The organism is Brevibacillus ginsengisoli, assembly GCF_050113715.1.
In the GTDB taxonomy this organism is placed as follows: Bacteria; Bacillota; Bacilli; order Brevibacillales; family Brevibacillaceae; genus Brevibacillus_H; species Brevibacillus_H ginsengisoli.
Genome location: NZ_JBNJQR010000012.1, coordinates 1 through 15,730, shown reverse-complemented (window position 1 = coordinate 15,730; position 15,730 = coordinate 1). Strand labels below are relative to the sequence as shown.

The 15,730-nt window shown below is 46.4% G+C and carries 21 protein-coding genes; all 21 read left to right on the top strand.

Going from position 1 to position 15,730, the window contains the following annotated elements:
• The first annotated feature begins 14 nt into the window (after positions 1-14).
• The 21 genes from ACQCN2_RS21110 to lysS all read left to right on the top strand — a co-directional run bounded on the left by ACQCN2_RS21110 (position 15) and on the right by lysS (position 15,402).
• Positions 15-173 carry a hypothetical protein gene (locus tag ACQCN2_RS21110; RefSeq protein ID WP_426930939.1) on the top strand — a complete coding sequence of 53 codons (159 nt, stop codon included), beginning with the start codon at positions 15-17 and terminating at the stop codon, positions 171-173.
• A 13-nt stretch (positions 174-186) separates the two neighbouring features.
• Positions 187-387 (top strand): hypothetical protein, encoded by a 201-nt coding sequence (locus ACQCN2_RS21105; RefSeq protein ID WP_426930938.1) that lies wholly within the window; start codon positions 187-189, stop codon positions 385-387.
• 1 nt (position 388) lies between these two features.
• Complete coding sequence (locus tag ACQCN2_RS21100; RefSeq protein ID WP_426930937.1) at positions 389-532, top strand: hypothetical protein; 144 nt, start codon at positions 389-391, stop codon at positions 530-532.
• Positions 533-595: 63 nt separating this feature from the next.
• Complete coding sequence (locus ACQCN2_RS21095) at positions 596-982, top strand: hypothetical protein (protein ID WP_426930936.1); 387 nt, start codon at positions 596-598, stop codon at positions 980-982.
• 1 nt (position 983) lies between these two features.
• Positions 984-1,136 carry a hypothetical protein gene (locus ACQCN2_RS21090; RefSeq protein ID WP_426930935.1) on the top strand — a complete coding sequence of 51 codons (153 nt, stop codon included), beginning with the start codon at positions 984-986 and terminating at the stop codon, positions 1,134-1,136.
• Positions 1,136-1,552 (top strand): hypothetical protein, encoded by a 417-nt coding sequence (locus tag ACQCN2_RS21085; RefSeq protein ID WP_426930934.1) that lies wholly within the window; start codon positions 1,136-1,138, stop codon positions 1,550-1,552. The genes ACQCN2_RS21090 and ACQCN2_RS21085 overlap by 1 nt, the downstream gene beginning before the upstream one ends.
• Before the next feature lie 14 nt (positions 1,553-1,566).
• Positions 1,567-2,163 (top strand): hypothetical protein, encoded by a 597-nt coding sequence (locus ACQCN2_RS21080; RefSeq protein WP_426930933.1) that lies wholly within the window; start codon positions 1,567-1,569, stop codon positions 2,161-2,163.
• Positions 2,164-2,441: 278 nt separating this feature from the next.
• Positions 2,442-3,386 carry a sigma-70 family RNA polymerase sigma factor gene (locus ACQCN2_RS21075; protein ID WP_426930932.1) on the top strand — a complete coding sequence of 315 codons (945 nt, stop codon included), beginning with the start codon at positions 2,442-2,444 and terminating at the stop codon, positions 3,384-3,386.
• Between the two features lie 250 nt (positions 3,387-3,636).
• Complete coding sequence (gene hslO / locus ACQCN2_RS21070) at positions 3,637-4,518, top strand: Hsp33 family molecular chaperone HslO (RefSeq protein ID WP_426930931.1); 882 nt, start codon at positions 3,637-3,639, stop codon at positions 4,516-4,518.
• Positions 4,519-4,573: 55 nt separating this feature from the next.
• On the top strand, positions 4,574-5,470 hold the full coding sequence (locus ACQCN2_RS21065) for a peptidyl-prolyl cis-trans isomerase (RefSeq protein WP_426930930.1): 897 nt from the start codon (positions 4,574-4,576) through the stop codon (positions 5,468-5,470).
• 74 nt (positions 5,471-5,544) lie between these two features.
• On the top strand, positions 5,545-6,480 hold the full coding sequence (gene cysK, locus ACQCN2_RS21060; RefSeq protein ID WP_426930929.1) for a cysteine synthase A: 936 nt from the start codon (positions 5,545-5,547) through the stop codon (positions 6,478-6,480).
• A gap of 130 nt (positions 6,481-6,610) precedes the next feature.
• Positions 6,611-8,137, top strand: a complete 1,527-nt coding sequence (locus ACQCN2_RS21055; protein WP_426930928.1) for an anthranilate synthase component I family protein — start codon at positions 6,611-6,613, stop codon at positions 8,135-8,137.
• Entirely contained in the window at positions 8,134-8,718 is a 585-nt protein-coding gene (gene pabA, locus ACQCN2_RS21050) for an aminodeoxychorismate/anthranilate synthase component II (protein ID WP_426930927.1), read from the top strand. The genes ACQCN2_RS21055 and pabA overlap by 4 nt, the downstream gene beginning before the upstream one ends.
• Before the next feature lie 132 nt (positions 8,719-8,850).
• A complete protein-coding gene (gene pabC / locus ACQCN2_RS21045) occupies positions 8,851-9,699 on the top strand; it encodes an aminodeoxychorismate lyase (protein ID WP_426930926.1) in 849 nt (282 codons plus the stop codon).
• A 40-nt stretch (positions 9,700-9,739) separates the two neighbouring features.
• A complete protein-coding gene (gene folP, locus ACQCN2_RS21040) occupies positions 9,740-10,945 on the top strand; it encodes a dihydropteroate synthase (protein ID WP_426930925.1) in 1,206 nt (401 codons plus the stop codon).
• Positions 10,938-11,309: a dihydroneopterin aldolase gene (folB, locus tag ACQCN2_RS21035; RefSeq protein WP_426930924.1), complete on the top strand. Its 372-nt coding sequence runs from the start codon at positions 10,938-10,940 to the stop codon at positions 11,307-11,309. Before folP ends, folB begins: the two co-directional genes overlap by 8 nt.
• Entirely contained in the window at positions 11,310-11,816 is a 507-nt protein-coding gene (gene folK / locus ACQCN2_RS21030; RefSeq protein WP_426930923.1) for a 2-amino-4-hydroxy-6-hydroxymethyldihydropteridine diphosphokinase, read from the top strand.
• On the top strand, positions 11,786-11,998 hold the full coding sequence (locus ACQCN2_RS21025) for a helix-turn-helix domain-containing protein (protein WP_426930922.1): 213 nt from the start codon (positions 11,786-11,788) through the stop codon (positions 11,996-11,998). Before folK ends, ACQCN2_RS21025 begins: the two co-directional genes overlap by 31 nt.
• Positions 11,999-12,084: 86 nt before the next feature.
• Entirely contained in the window at positions 12,085-13,065 is a 981-nt protein-coding gene (gene dusB, locus ACQCN2_RS21020) for a tRNA dihydrouridine synthase DusB (protein ID WP_426931060.1), read from the top strand.
• Between the two features lie 207 nt (positions 13,066-13,272).
• Positions 13,273-13,749 (top strand): transcription elongation factor GreA, encoded by a 477-nt coding sequence (gene greA, locus ACQCN2_RS21015; RefSeq protein WP_426930921.1) that lies wholly within the window; start codon positions 13,273-13,275, stop codon positions 13,747-13,749.
• A gap of 132 nt (positions 13,750-13,881) precedes the next feature.
• Entirely contained in the window at positions 13,882-15,402 is a 1,521-nt protein-coding gene (gene lysS / locus ACQCN2_RS21010; RefSeq protein WP_426930920.1) for a lysine--tRNA ligase, read from the top strand.
• Positions 15,403-15,730: the final 328 nt, after the last annotated feature.

The window sequence follows — 15,730 nt, the reverse complement described above, 5'->3', positions numbered from 1 at the left end:
AAAGGAAATCTGATGTGACAAAGCTATTTGCCATTATTATGTGTATCGTCTTTACGCTGGGGATTGTGGTAGTCAGCGTCGGGAAAATCAATTACGCGATCGTGAAGCCATCGGGTCTACAGGACCGAACGATCTCTTGGATAGAAAATAGTGTTCCAAATCCATCAAATTAGGAGTGTGAATTGAATGTCCAAAATGTTTTTCATTTTCTTGGCGTGTGTCATGGTGTTGGGTATTGGTGTAAGTTCCTACGGCAACGAATTAAGTCCATCTGCGACCAATTCGGCTTCACATATCGATAACTCGGTCTCTTCGCTTAACTATGATACCAGCAATCAAGTAATTCGCTATACCACTCAAAATGGGACGACCTACAGCAGTCACTAACATGAGTCAGCAACTTTCTCTGCTAATTATCCTGGCTATGGTCGGCTCACTTTGCGGTTATGTGTGGTCCTTGTCTCCGGAAATGAAAGTGAAGCAGGCACAGGAAGTCAGAATCAAGGCAGCAACACACTTGATTTATCACTAAAGAAACCATCAGCTTTTCATAGGAACGAGATGAAGAACGATCGTTAAATTAAAGGTTTTTTTCATGTGTTTAGCTGTGATTCTCGCGATGTTTTCGATGATTGTCTGTATCGAGATGTATACGCTTGAGAGAGCGATCGCGAGAAGCTATTTTCAGGATCTGTTGGACGATATGCAAGATATTGGTTATCTCGACAATCAGTTAGCCAATTATTACAGAGATAAAATGGCGGAGGTTGGATGGGAGCCGATTGAGGGAGATTTCTTTGTCGGGTCAACTCCGCGTGATGAAGTTTTACGGGCTCATAAAGAACAAAATGAATTGATTCATTTAACGATGAGGATTAGGCCGTCTAAAATCTCTGAGTGGATGAACCTGTTATTTACCGGGGAGCCAGTCTTTCAGTTTTCGGGCAGACGGCCATCTGAGTATTTTAGTCCGGGGTGGTAAGATGAATAAGCTAATCAGTGTCTTGGCTTTACTGGTACTCGTGCTGCCGTTGTCTGTTACGGTTTTGTTCAGCGGGCAACACAATCTGTTAGCTGCAAGTAAGCAATTCTTTGTTCGTTTATTTGAACAAGTGGTGCGTTTTGGTATTACCTAATGAGTCAACTAATTACGACGATTCTAAGTGTACTCCTACTACTGGTCGTTCCGCTCGGGGTGACTCAGGTTCACACCGTTTTGCAAATGAAAAGTGAATGCTTGGAGCTTAGCTTTGCCGCAACCAAGTTCTTAAGTAATCATGGCGGAAAAAACGAAACCGAGGTCCTTCATGACTTAAAGCAATTCATTGCCGAGGAAGTGAAGGACAAAGCTTATCACGTGTCATCGGACGATATCACAATCAGCGCGACACGTATACACAATACCTTCCCATCGCTATGGAGTCATGAGGATGAATTTCGAATCTCGCTAAGAATGCCGTACCCAATTCTGACGAACATCTTCCCAAATTGGGAACGTCCGATTGAGTCACGGCGCATAGGTACGATTCAGGTGATGGACTATGATCTTTAGAGGAGGCGGTAAGGATGGGAATACAAATACTTACAATCTCTGCCGCCCTTCTCTTTCTCTTATTTGGTGTCACAGTCATCAATACGGACGTGACCATGCAAAAGAAACAAGAAGTGAAAGCGTTGCTGGAGCTTGCGAATCACGACGCTACTTTTGCGATTAATCAAACGCTTAAGACGGAAGGGATCATTGATTTAGTGGAGGATGAAGCGATTGGGCGCTTCGCCAAACGGATGAAGCAGAACGGGAAGTATGAGCTTCAAGGAGAACAATTCATTCCCAGTGCCCAGAGTGTGACGACGGAGCCGATCGCTTTTCTTCATTACTACGTAGATTTTGAACACTGGCAGAAGGATACATACATGGTTGTTTCGCAAGAGGGGAAGCAATTAAAGCTAAAACAAGTAACTCAGGGAATCCAATTGAATCCAGCAGGGGGGTATCTCTACATATCCCTGCAAGAAGAGAATGGACAAATGGTTTCACTATCGCCTAAACGAATGGTAGGGCCTTCATTAATTGCCGTAGCCTATATTCAAGATCATCCACTTGCCGTATTTCTGCCCACTCATCACTTCCCTGTCGTCAGTGTTGAAGAGTTGAAGTGGTAACGTCAAACGTCTCGGCAGCCTTTTCATAAAATTGAAGATAACCGCCTGGCGGTCAAAATACAGACATGACTGATTTATATTTCTTCTATATAATAAGGAGTAACACCGAATGCTTGGATGAACCTCCAGTTAAGGCGGTGTCCATCTTGTAAAGATTCCGTAAATCAGAAGGAATCAGGGTCTATTTGTCGAATTACGCTAATAAGAAATAACTGAATATTTCTATTTCCGGTGAATGCTCTTTCCGATTTCTATTTCCGATGAAGTGAGGGTTGCAAATGACTATGAGTCACTCCTCTTTTCAAGGTAGTCCCCGTCGTTGGCGGGAAGTTGAAATACAATTAGGGATTGTCGTCCCGAAATCACTTCGGACCGATACATCAGCTTTGTTGTTTCTGGAAAGTGTTGCTGCAACACCTATGCTAGACCGTGAAGATGAAATGCAATGCTTGATTCAATATAAACAAAACGGCGATTTACAGGCTCGTGAACGATTGGTTCAGGCCTATCTTAGATATGTGGTTAGTACGGCTCTCCGCCATTTGAAGAAAGGGATGCCGTTTCTAGATTTGATTCAGGAAGGTACATTTGGATTGTTTACGGCTATTGAGAAATTCGATATCAATCGGGCAGTACGGCTTTACCATTACTCTCACTGGTGGATTTCTCAGGCGATCACGCGAGCCATTAGTGACAAAGGTCGACTGATTCGGATCCCCGTTCATATGCATGAGCAAATTCGACAATATCAGAAGGAATTGGTCAAACTTTCTCAAAAGCTGGGGCGTTCTCCTGAGCGACATGAAATTGCGGAAGCCCTTGATATGACCGTTGAGAAAATCGAGATCATCCAATATGCCTTGATGATGAAGACAGAATCCTTTGACGAGCATCCGTTGGTAGAATGGCCAGAGTTCGGTCTGGATGAAGAATCACTAAGCTATGCAGAACTTGTCGACGATGGCGAATCTTCGCTCGATGATTGGATCGAGAAGGTGGACTTACGCCAACAAGTTTTTGACGCGCTTGGTCGATTGAATCCGCGAGCACAAGAAATTATTGCGATGCGATATGGTCTGTACAACGACCAAGTTTATACGCTGGAGGAAGTCGGTAAGATTTTTGGTCTTACGCGAGAGCGGATTCGTCAGATTGAAGCGACGACGATTGACCGTTTGCGTAAGCAGAAGAACTGCCGCTCCTTGATGGAATATCTGTCATGATATTCGACAACCTATAAATCCTAACCGTGTGAATTGTCGCACGGTTTTTTATTTGTGTTCTATTAGACGACAATTTCATTCGGTTGTGTTCATTTACCAAAACAGGTATGTTGGTAATGTACGTTTTTGAGTAGATTAGAATGTACGCGATACTACTTTACATAAGAGTTGGAAGGTCACTTGGCTGGTCAAGGGCTGTTTTTGGCCAAAGGATTAAGGATAGCCGAGTTTCCTAAAAGGAGGAAGGTTTATGAGTGATTATTTGATTCGAGCGACAGGTTTTGGAGGACAAGTCCGTGCGTTTGCTGCCCGTACGACTGACATAACAGAAGAACTTCGCCGTCGTCACGATACATGGAACACCGCTACTGCTGCCATGGGAAGAACTCTTACGGGAGCGATTATCATGGGAGCGATGCTGAAGGGTGACGATCAAATCTCCGTTAAAATCAAAGGCGGTGGCCCGATCGGACAAATCGTCGCGGAAGCTAATGCAGATGGCGAAGCGCGTGCGTACGTGACTAACCCGCATGTCCATTTTGAGTTGAATGAAAAAGGAAAATTGGACGTGACTCGCGCTGTGGGTACGGATGGCTTTTTATATGTAACCAAGGATTTAGGGCTTCGTGAACCATACCTGGGTAGTGTTCCGATTGTTTCCGGGGAGATTGGTGAAGATTTTGCCTATTACTTTACGGTTTCTGAACAAACTCCATCAGCTGTAGGCGTTGGTGTTCTGGTTCATCCTGATGAGCGTTATGTTATAGCTTCTGGGGGCTTTATTCTTCAGCTTCTGCCAGGAACAACTGACGAGGTGATTAGCCAAATCGAGCAGAGACTGAGCGGACTGCCACAAGTTTCTCGTATGATCGGTGAAGGTCTTACACCTGAGCAAATTCTGGAGAAGGTGTTGGATGAACCGAAGATTTTAAGCCGTACAGAAATCAACTTCACGTGCACGTGCTCCAAAGAAAAGGTCGAGACGATGCTGATCAGTTTGGGAACTGAGGAGATCGAGAGCATGATCGAGGAACAGGGTGAAGCGGAAGTACATTGCCATTTCTGCAATGAGCGCTACCATTTTGATAAAAACGATTTGGAGCAGGTTCTGGAAGAACTGAAGAACAACTGAGTAATGAACAACTAAATAACTGACTGACTATCTGATTAACAGGGAGAGTGAGTACGTGAACAATGTCCGGGTCTTATGGGCACTGATCGGGGGGCTGGTTCTACTATTGGCCGTCGTCAGTTGGTCTTGGTATAAACAGGCGGGCCATGTTCAAACGATGGCTGTCGTTGGCAAAGAATCCATCTCAGAATCGGCGTGGATGCAGACATTGAAACAAAAACACGGACAACAAGTGCTCTCAGAAATGATTAATCGGCAAGTAGTGAATCAGGAAGCGAAGCGTTTGGGTATTACCGTAGATGAGAAACGCGTTCAGGCTGAACTGGAAAATATGCAGGAAAGCGATGGTAGCGGTAGTCAGTTCCTGGATCTATCGGTTCATAAGGAAGCGGGAAGCGGGAATCAGGAATTAATGGATGAGATCCGTTACCGCCTGCTGTTGGAAGAAATCGCGATCAAAGACATTGAGGTAGATGAGGCGCGAATCAGAGATTACTATGAGTCCCATCGTGCGGAGTTTGGTCAGCCTGCTCGGGCGCAGCTGTCGATTATTACCGTAGCAACGGAGGCGGAAGCGGAGCAGGTACTTCAAGATTTGGAGCAGGGGGCCAACTTCGCTACTCTTGCCAAGGAGCGTTCCATTGATTCGTTGACAGCCCCCACTGGGGGAGAGATGGGCTGGATTTCACTTGCGAATGAAGCGATTCCTCGAGGTATACGCGAGACCGTTCCCACACTGAAGATCGGACAAGACAGTAAACCAATTCCCGTTGTTGAGGGGTTTGCCGTCATTCGGGTTCTCCAATCCAAGAAAGCCAATCAACTTTCCTACGGCGAAGCGAAAGACACCGTTCGTCGACAGATGGCCCTTGCCCAAGTTTCCTTAGAGGATGCACTGAAGAAATTAAAACTAGGCTTGGGCGTTACTGTCCAGTCTGAAAACGGCAATTGACGGGAATTTCTTTTATTTGCTATAATACCTATAAAACCTAGTATTTTACTCGGTTATATCAGGAGGCGGAACGAATGAGCGGTATCGCACAGTCCATTACAGATTTGATCGGTAATACTCCACTTGTGAAACTAAATCGTATTGTCAGCGAAGATAGCGCAGACATTTATTTAAAATTAGAATTTTTTAACCCGGGGTCAAGCGTCAAAGACCGTATTGCCCTTGCCATGATTGAAGATGCCGAGCGCAGCGGCAAACTGCAGCCTGGTAATATTATCGTAGAACCAACCAGTGGCAATACAGGGATTGGTCTCGCGATGGTCGCCGCGGCTAAAGGCTATCGGGCCATTCTTGTGATGCCAGAAACGATGAGTATCGAACGCCGCAACCTGCTTCGGGCTTACGGTGCAGAGATCGTTTTGACACCAGGAAGTGAAGGGATGGGTGGAGCGATTCGTAAAGCGGAAGAGATTGCAAGCGAAAGCCCGCAATACTTCATCCCGCAACAATTCAAAAACCCGGCAAACCCTCAGATTCACCGCGAGACTACTGGCCAAGAATTGTTAAAGCAAGCCAAAGAATTGGGCGGTATCGACGCGTTGGTCGCAGGCGTTGGTACTGGTGGAACCATTACCGGTGTAGGGCAAGTGTTGAAGGAGAAGTATCCTGATCTACGCGTCGTAGCGGTTGAGCCAAGTTCTTCTCCCGTTTTGTCAGGCGGTAAACCAGGCCCACACCAAATTCAAGGGATTGGCGCGGGGTTTGTACCGGCGATCCTAGATACAGAGATTTACGATGAAATTATTCAGGTAGCGAATGAAGAAGCGTTTGCGACATCTCGACAGGTGGCTCGCCAAGAAGGCATTTTGGGAGGTATCTCTTCAGGAGCGGCAATCTTTGCGGCGCAAAAAGTAGCGGAACAATTGGGAAAAGGGAAAAAAGTGGTTGTCATTATCCCAAGTAATGGCGAACGCTATCTCTCCACTCCTTTGTATCAGTTTGAAGAATAAGATCAGCGAGAGGACCCACCAATTCTCCAAGAGAGGCTTGGTGGGTTTTTCAATGGACTTCAGTATTTCCGTCTCAAATCGCGTGTGGTATGCTAGACGATAATTTACTTTAAGCGGAGCGTGAGAACTTTTGACCTCGACCAACTACCAAGACGTACAAGATTGTCTGGCCAACTATACCCACATCCCTGTCGCCATTCGTTCTGCATGGCCAGACACGATTGATCCTTTCGAAATCTTGAAAGCGTTGTCGACCGAGTTGACGGGATCCGTTATTTTGGAAAGCGGGAGGGCGGGCAGATATACGTATCTGGCGTATCACCCAAGTGCAATCATCTCCAGCAAAAATCGACAAACAACCATCATCCAAGACACCCAAAGAAATTCCAACCAACAGGAGCGCATCGACAATGAGAATCCACTACACGTTCTGCGCAACTACATGGGTCAGTTCCGAACGCCGCGTATAGAAGGGCTGCCTGATTATACTGGCGGAGCTATTGGGTATTTGAGCTATGATTTGAATCAAATCTTTGAGCCTGCAGCCGCTAACGATGCGGTGGACGACTTACAGCTTCCAGATCTCTATGTTATGATGTTTCATAACGTGATTGCCTTCGATCACGAGACTCGGGAGATCATCTGTATACGCCATGTCTCTGCCGGTGGACTCACATCAGAAGTGTATGAGCAAACTCTTCAGGAGCTTCGTACACTGCTCCAGTCCATTTCGCAAATGCACAGTTCGGCAGATGTGATCGATTGGGAAGAATTGCGCCGCCATCCGTTAACTTTGGAGCAGCCAGCAGCCGTGTCGTTTGCCAAGAAGGAGTTCGAGCAGGCGGTAGAGCGTGTCCAGCAGTACATTGCCCAAGGGGATGTGTTTCAGGTTAACTTATCCGTGCGCCAAACCAAACCTATCTCGGTAGAGCCACAAACGGTTTATTCCGTTTTGAGACGATTAAACCCCTCACCGTATATGGGGTATATGCATTTGCCGGATTTCCAGCTCGTTAGCGCGTCTCCAGAACTTCTGGTAAAAGTGAAAAATCGCGAAGTCAGCACAAGACCGATCGCAGGTACGCGCCCTCGCGGCAAAAACGAGGCGGAAGATTTTGCGCTTGCACAAGAGCTGATTAACAATGAAAAAGAGCGCGCTGAACACGTGATGCTGGTAGACCTGGAGCGCAATGATCTTGGGCGGGTATGCCGCTATGGAAGTGTCGATGTGAGCGAATTTATGGTCATTGAGAAATACTCACACGTCATGCATATCGTTTCCCACGTTAAAGGCGAATTGGCTGATGATAAAGATGCGTACGATGCGGTGGAAGCGGCTTTTCCGGGGGGAACCATAACGGGAGCTCCTAAAATCAGAACGATGCAAATTATCGGAGAGCTGGAGCCAGTCAAACGGGGAGTCTACACCGGATCGATCGGCTGGTTTGATTTTAACGGAGATGTAGAGCTGAACATTGCCATACGGACGATGGTGGTCAAAGATCAGCAGGCGCATGTGCAAGCCGGAGCGGGTATCGTCATTGATTCCAATCCCGAGGCAGAGTATCTTGAGTCGCTAAAGAAGGCGGAAGCGTTATGGAAAGCGTTGGAGCTGAGTCAGAACAGAGAGTTGAGTTTGGAGGAGAGCCGAGTATGATTTTGATGATTGATAATTATGATTCCTTTACCTACAACTTGGTGCAATTCGTTGGAGAGCTGGGAGAAGAGCTGCAAGTTTATCGGAATGACAAAATCACGGTCCCGGAGATTGAGCAGCTGGCCCCGGACTATTTGATGATTTCCCCTGGTCCTTGCACGCCGAATGAAGCGGGTGTAAGTATGGAGGTCATCCGTCATTTTGCCGGCAAAATTCCGATTTTGGGCGTTTGTTTGGGTCATCAGTCCATTGGGCAAGTGTTTGGCGGCCAAGTGATTCGAGCAGAACGGCTGATGCATGGCAAAACCTCAGAGGTATTCCATGATGGTCGAACTATTTTCCAAGGCATCCCTTCTCCTTTTACTGCGGCCCGCTACCATTCCTTGATTGTGCAGGAGGAGCAGCTGCCTGAAGAGCTGGAGATTACGGCTCGAACGGCTGAAGGAGAGATTATGGCCATCAGGCATAGGGAATATGCTATAGAGGGTGTACAATTCCACCCGGAGTCGATTATTACACAGCATGGGAAGCAATTGCTCCAAAACTTCCTGACCGCGTATGCGAAAGAGAAGACGAATTAGCTTGCCATACAACATAAACAGGCGTAAGCCACTCGATTAGCTCGGGTGGCTTTTCCAATAACCAGAACAATTTGGAGCCACGGTTTGTCTGCATTGCGTTATCCGTTAGGTTCCCAGTAAGGAGAGACTAGCATGATTGTATATGTCCACGGACAACTGGTACCGATTGAACAAGCCAGTGTCTCTGTCATGGATCATGGTTTTTTATATGGAGTCGGTTTGTTTGAGACGATGCGAGTTTATCAAGGCAACATCTTTTTGTGGGACGAACACTACCAGCGGCTTAGCTTGGGGCTGGCTGAATTGCGAATGGATTGTTCCGCTTGGAGTCAGAGCCAATTGCATGAAGTTATCCTGCAGACGGTTGCGGCTAATCAGTTAAAGGACGCTTATATTCGCTTAAGCGTGACAGGCGGGAATGAAGGCGTCGGATTGAATGGCAGTGGCTATAACGATCCTTGTTTGTTCATCTTTGCAAAAGAGGTGCCTCCACTTCAGATACCACCCAAGCCGAAAACATTGCAAACCATCTCATTCCCGCGTCAAACGGGAGAGGGCCACATGCGTTTCAAATCACATAATTATTTGAACAACACGTTGGCTAAACTTGAGGTAGGCAATGATCCGGGTGTAGAAGGTCTCTTTTTGACGCAAGAGGGGTATCTTTGTGAGGGAATCGTCAGTAATCTGTTTTGGGTATCTGATGGTGTCCTGCATACTCCTGCCTTATCGACGGGGATTCTCGGAGGCATTACCAGACAGCATGTGATGTCCTTGGCGAAAGATCTGGGAATCGCGTGCAAGGAAGGTCTCTACCACAAAGAAGAGCTGCTTGGGGCTGATGAAGCATTCCTCACGAACTCGATTCAAGAGATTGTTCCGGTATCTGCTATCGACAATCATCAGGTCGCACAAGTCTATGGTCCGATCACGCAAAAGCTCCACGCGTCATACAGGCAGTCCGTAGAATTGTCTGGGTGATTATGGTATGCTACTGACAATATGCACAAGGGGTATCGATATGAATAAGCATAAACCGTATGTCATTCATGCTTACGATCAGGCAAGCATTATCAAAGAAATGAATTTAATCGGGTCAGATCCCGGCGGCATCGCGCTCATGGCACCCAAAGGAGAAACCTTGCTTATTCGGGTATCCAATGTATCGCTGAAAGCGGCCAACATTCTCAAGCAGGAGATGCTGGCTAGAGGCGGGGATGCGGCCGTACATATGAAGGTGTCGATGCTGGCGATTGATGAATCGGATGTCCTGCTTGTAGGAACGAGAAGACAGTTTCGGGACGTTCTTCGCAAGCTTCGCGGTCAACCTTTTGGCTTGAAACGGCTAGGTCAGGAAGTAGAACAAATGCTGTACAAACATCAAGCGCTAGGCAAAAAAGCCGAGCTTACGTGCGGAGATTACACGCTTCCCGTCGGACAACGCACACTGGTAATGGGGATTCTTAATGCTACACCTGATTCGTTCTCCGATGGTGGCCGATACAATGATCTGGATCGGGCGGTCGAGCATGCCAAAGCCCTTGTCCAAGCGGGAGCGGATATCTTGGACATTGGCGGTGAATCGACTCGGCCAGGACATGAGGCTGTCGATGCGGAAGAAGAACTGAGACGAGTGCTTCCGATCATCCAGGCGATTTCGCGGGAATGCAAGGTTCCAATCTCGATTGATACCTACAAAGCGGAAGTGGCCAAGCAGGCGATTGAAGCGGGAGCGCACATCATTAACGACGTATGGGGTGCCAAAAAAGATCCTGATATGGCCCGAGTTGCCGCTGAGCTGGGTGTACCCATCATTTTGATGCACAATCGGGAGGATCGGGAGTATCAAGATTATTTCCGAGATTTTATTCATGATTTATATGAGTCAATCGACATTGCTATAGAAGCGGGAGTTAAACCGGAACAAATCATTCTGGACCCCGGAATTGGTTTTGCCAAATCGCTGGATCAAAACTTAGAGACCATGCGTCGACTAGATGACGTGGTTGCGCTAGGCTATCCGGTACTGTTGGGAACATCGCGCAAGTCCATGATTGGAAAAGTGCTCGATTTACCTGTAGAAGAACGAATGGAAGGAACGGCCGCAACCTGTGCTTTAGGTGTAGCCAAAGGTTGTCATATCGTCCGGGTACATGACGTGCGCGAAATGAAACGAACTGTACAGATGATGGATGCCATGCTGCGAGGAGGGATTGAACGTGGATAAACTCTATTTTAATCGAATGTCTTTTTACGGATATCATGGCGTGTTTGACGCTGAGGCCAAGCTAGGTCAGCGGTTTTTTATCGACTTGGAACTGCAACTCGATTTATCAAAAGCTGGAAAAAGTGATGATCTTCATGATACAGTTAACTACGCGGATATTTTTGAAAAAGTCAGACAGATCGTAGAAAGTGAACGCTACCAACTCATTGAAGCGTTGGCTGAGCGCATTGCGACTCAATTGCTGGAGGATTTCTCTTTCCATGAAGTCAAGGTAAAGGTGACGAAGCCTAATCCACCGATCAACGGTCATTATGACAGCGTCGCCATCGAGATTATTCGCACCGGGCAGAAAGGACAGAGCTAGATGGCTGTTCATGCATACCTTGCGCTTGGTTCTAATTTGGGAGAACGGCAGGATCATTTGCAACTTGCAATCAATGCGATCCATGCTGTGCCCGAGGTCACGGTCAATGCTCTTTCCAACGTCTATGAGACCGATCCGGTAGGTTTCGAGGATCAGCCCGCATTTTTAAATATGGTCATTCGGGTGGAAACAACCTTGCCGCCAGAAGAGCTGCTCAAAAGAACACTGGCCATCGAACAGGAATTGGGTCGAGTCCGTACGATTCGCTGGGGTCCTAGACTGATTGATATTGATATTTTATTCTACGACGATTGGCAGATTAGCTTGCCAGATTTGCAAATTCCGCACCCGGCAATGGTAGAGCGCGCTTTTGTTCTAATTCCGCTGCGTGATCTATGGGGAGATGCTCCACTACCTGTCTTTCATAAGCCAATCCATCATTATCTTGAAAATCTCGAGGAAAAGGGGGTTCGTCTATGGGGAACATTCGACTGGGGAACCGGATAAGAGCTTTCCGCAAGCTCAAGGGGTTCACTCAACAATCACTTGCTGAAGAAATGGGCGTTTCGCTCGCGTTTGTAGGATCTTTGGAACGAGGAACGAAGCTGCCAACTGAACCTGTCTTGCGCAAGGTCGCCAGTACTTTACAAGTTGAATATGACGAATTATGTGCTATAAATAATAAGTGACTGTTTGACCATTTTCGCGGAAGGAGGATTCAACAAAAGTGAAAATCGGCAACATTGAATTGAAAAACAACGTAGTCCTCGCACCGATGGCAGGCGTGTGTAACCCTGCATTTCGATTGATTGCCAAAGAATTTGGTACCGGATTGGTTTGTGCGGAGATGGTAAGCGATAAGGCAATTGTTCATGGCAACAAGAAGACGATGGACATGCTGTTTGTTGACGAACGTGAAAAACCACTCAGCTTGCAAATCTTTGGCGGCGACAGGGAAACGCTCGTGGAAGCTGCCAAGTACGTTGCTGCGAACACCAATGCTGACATTATAGATATCAATATGGGCTGCCCAGTACCCAAGATTGTAAGCTGTGACGCGGGGGCAAGATTGCTTTTGGACCCGAATAAAATTTACGAGGTCGTTTCAGCGGTAGTCGACGCTGTAGACAAACCTGTTACGGTAAAAATGCGTCTCGGTTGGGATGAGCAGCATTTATATGCGATTGAAAATGCGCAAGCGGTCGAACGCGCTGGAGCTCAAGCAGTCTCCGTGCACGGACGTACTCGCGTGCAGATGTATAAAGGCAAGGCGGATTGGGATTGGATTCGCCGCGTGAAGGAATCCGTCAATATTCCGGTTATCGGCAATGGAGACGTGGCGACGCCTGAAGACGCGCGCAGAATGCTCGATACGACAGGTTGCGACGGGGTTATGATTGGACGCGCAGCGTTGGGAAATCCATGGATGCTGTACCGTACCGTTCAGTATCTGACGACAGGTCAGCTCCCTGCAGAACCAACCGCTCGTGAGAAAATCGACATTTGCTTGCTTCATGCCAAGCGCCTGATTGATCTAAAAGGACCGCGTGTCGGTGTACTCGAGATGCGTAAACATGCCGCTTGGTATCTAAAAGGGCTGCCAGGATCAACGCACACTAAAAACATTATTAATACCGTGGAAACAGAAGATGATTTGCGTAAAGCCTTGCTTGAGTATGTGGATTGGTACGAAGTGCATGGAATGTCGATGGCTGTAGGAGCGGAAGAAGAAGCGGAAGAAATTGTCAGCTACTAATTAATACCCAAACATTGACAACCCAATCTGCATATCCTATAATACCTCATATTATTACCGCTAGTGAGCTGCCAGTAAGTCTGGCAGCTTTCCCTATGAATCTTGGTCTACGTGGGTCTCGTTTGTATAAAGAGCGAGATTTCTACATATAATCCTTTGTACTTTTGTGCCTGGGGTTACGAATTTATTTAACGGGGGAATTGAGATATGTCTGAAAAAGAAGTTATTCTCACGCCTGAAGGTTTGAAGAAGCTAGAGCAAGAGCTCGAAGATTTGAAAACGGTTAAACGTAAAGAAGTTGCTGCACGGATTAAAGAAGCCATCAGCTTTGGTGATATTAGCGAAAACTCCGAGTATGAAGAAGCGAAGAATGAGCAAGCATTTATCGAAGGTCGCATCCTGACGTTGGAAAAAATGCTTCGCAATGCTCGCATTATCACCAACGCAGAAGTAGACACGGGCAAAGTAAGTGTTGGTTCTACAGTGCGTTTGAAAGATCTCGAATTCGGTGACGAAATGGTATATACGATTGTCGGCTCCGCAGAATCTGACCCAATGAACAACAAGATCTCCAATGAATCCCCAGTTGGTCAGGCGTTGCTTGGCAAATCCAAAGGAACTGTAGTTGATGTAAACGTTCCTGCTGGTGTCATTCAATACGAGATTTTGGATATTAATCTGTAATCGAGAGACGAGTTGGCGTATCCGGATTCATTCGGGTACGCCCTAGTGCTATATAGAAACCATTTGGAAGAATTGATTAGTAAGAGCGATTTCTGGAATCTTTCAGAAACCACATAAGGAGTGAACGGTATCATGGCAAGCGAAGACAATCTTCAAGTAGAACAAGAACAACAAGAAAGTTTGCATGAGCTTGTGCAGGTTAGACACGACAAGATGGATCAAATTCGTGAGTGGGGATTCGATCCGTTTGGGCAAAAGTTTGAGCAGACTCATCACGCACAAGATGTAATCGCAAGCTTCTCTGAACAGACAAAAGAACAATTGGAAGAAGGAGCCCACGTTGTTGCTTTGGCTGGTCGCATTATGGCCAAGCGTGAAATGGGAAAAGCCAGCTTCGCCCAATTACTCGACAGAAGTGGCCAAATCCAGATTTACGTTCGATTAGACACTGTCGGAGAAGAGTCCTACAAAGTATTTGATCTCGCGGATATCGGGGACATGATTGGTGTTAAAGGTGTGGTGTTCAAAACCAAAACAGGTGAATTGAGCATTAAAGTAAAAGAATTTACATTCCTGACCAAATCACTTCGTCCGCTGCCTGACAAATACCATGGCCTCAAGGACGTAGAAACGCGTTACCGTAAACGTTATGTGGACTTGATTGTGAATCCAGAGGTTCGCGATACGTTTATCACTCGAAGCAAAATTCTTACTTCCATGCGTCGCTATTTGGACAGCTTAGGCTATTTGGAAGTTGAAACTCCTACACTTCACGCAATTGCCGGTGGTGCTGCGGCTCGTCCGTTCATTACCCACCACAATGCTTTGGATATGCAGCTGTACATGCGTATTGCGATTGAGCTTCATTTGAAGCGCCTGATTGTCGGCGGACTTGAAAAAGTATATGAAATTGGCCGCGTCTATCGTAATGAGGGGATTTCGACTCGTCACAATCCTGAGTTTACGATGATTGAGCTGTATGAAGCATACGCTGATTTTCAAGATATTATGAAGCTCACCGAAGAATTGGTTGCTCATGTTGCGCAAGACGTATTGGGTACGACCAAAATTCAATATCAAGGCCAAGAAATCGACCTTACACCGCAATGGCGCCGAGTTCACATGGTTGACTTGATTAAAGAACATGTGGGCGTGGATTTCTGGCGTGAAATGAGCGATGACGAAGCTCGCGCATTGGCGAAAGAACATGGAGTAACCGTTGAACCGCATCATACGTTTGGACATGTAGTCAATGAATTCTTCGAGCAAAAAATCGAAGAAACCTTGATTCAGCCAACTTTCGTTTACGGTCATCCGGTGGCTATTTCTCCGTTGGCGAAGAAAAATGAACAGGATCCTCGCTTTACGGATCGTTTTGAGTTGTTTATCGTTGCGCGTGAGCATGCCAACGCATTTACTGAATTAAATGACCCGATTGACCAACGTCAACGTTTCGAAGCCCAATTGCTTGAAAAAGCGGCAGGGAATGATGAAGCGCATGAGATGGATGACGATTTCATTGAAGCGTTGGAATACGGTATGCCTCCAACAGGTGGTTTAGGAATTGGGATCGACCGTCTGGTTATGCTACTGACCGATTCACCATCCATTCGCGATGTACTGCTCTTCCCGTTGATGAGAGATCGGGATTAATTGGGGATAAGGAAAAACCGACCAGTTATGGTCGGTTTTTCTGCTTGTTTCAATGGAACTTCCCGTGTTATATTAGTTCTCGTTCACTTCTTGTGTGAATTTGAAATAAAATTTAAAATCGCTCTTGATTTTTGATTTGAATGTGTGCTATATTAGTTAAGTCGCCGCTGAGGAAAAATAAACGGTTGACAAACGATTCTTAATTTAGTAAGATATAAGAGTTGTTGAAAAATGCTCTTTGAAAACTGAACAATAAACGTTTAGTGAAACAAACACTAGCCAAGCAAAACTGTTTTGAAGTTTAGTATCAACTCAACTTTATTGGAGA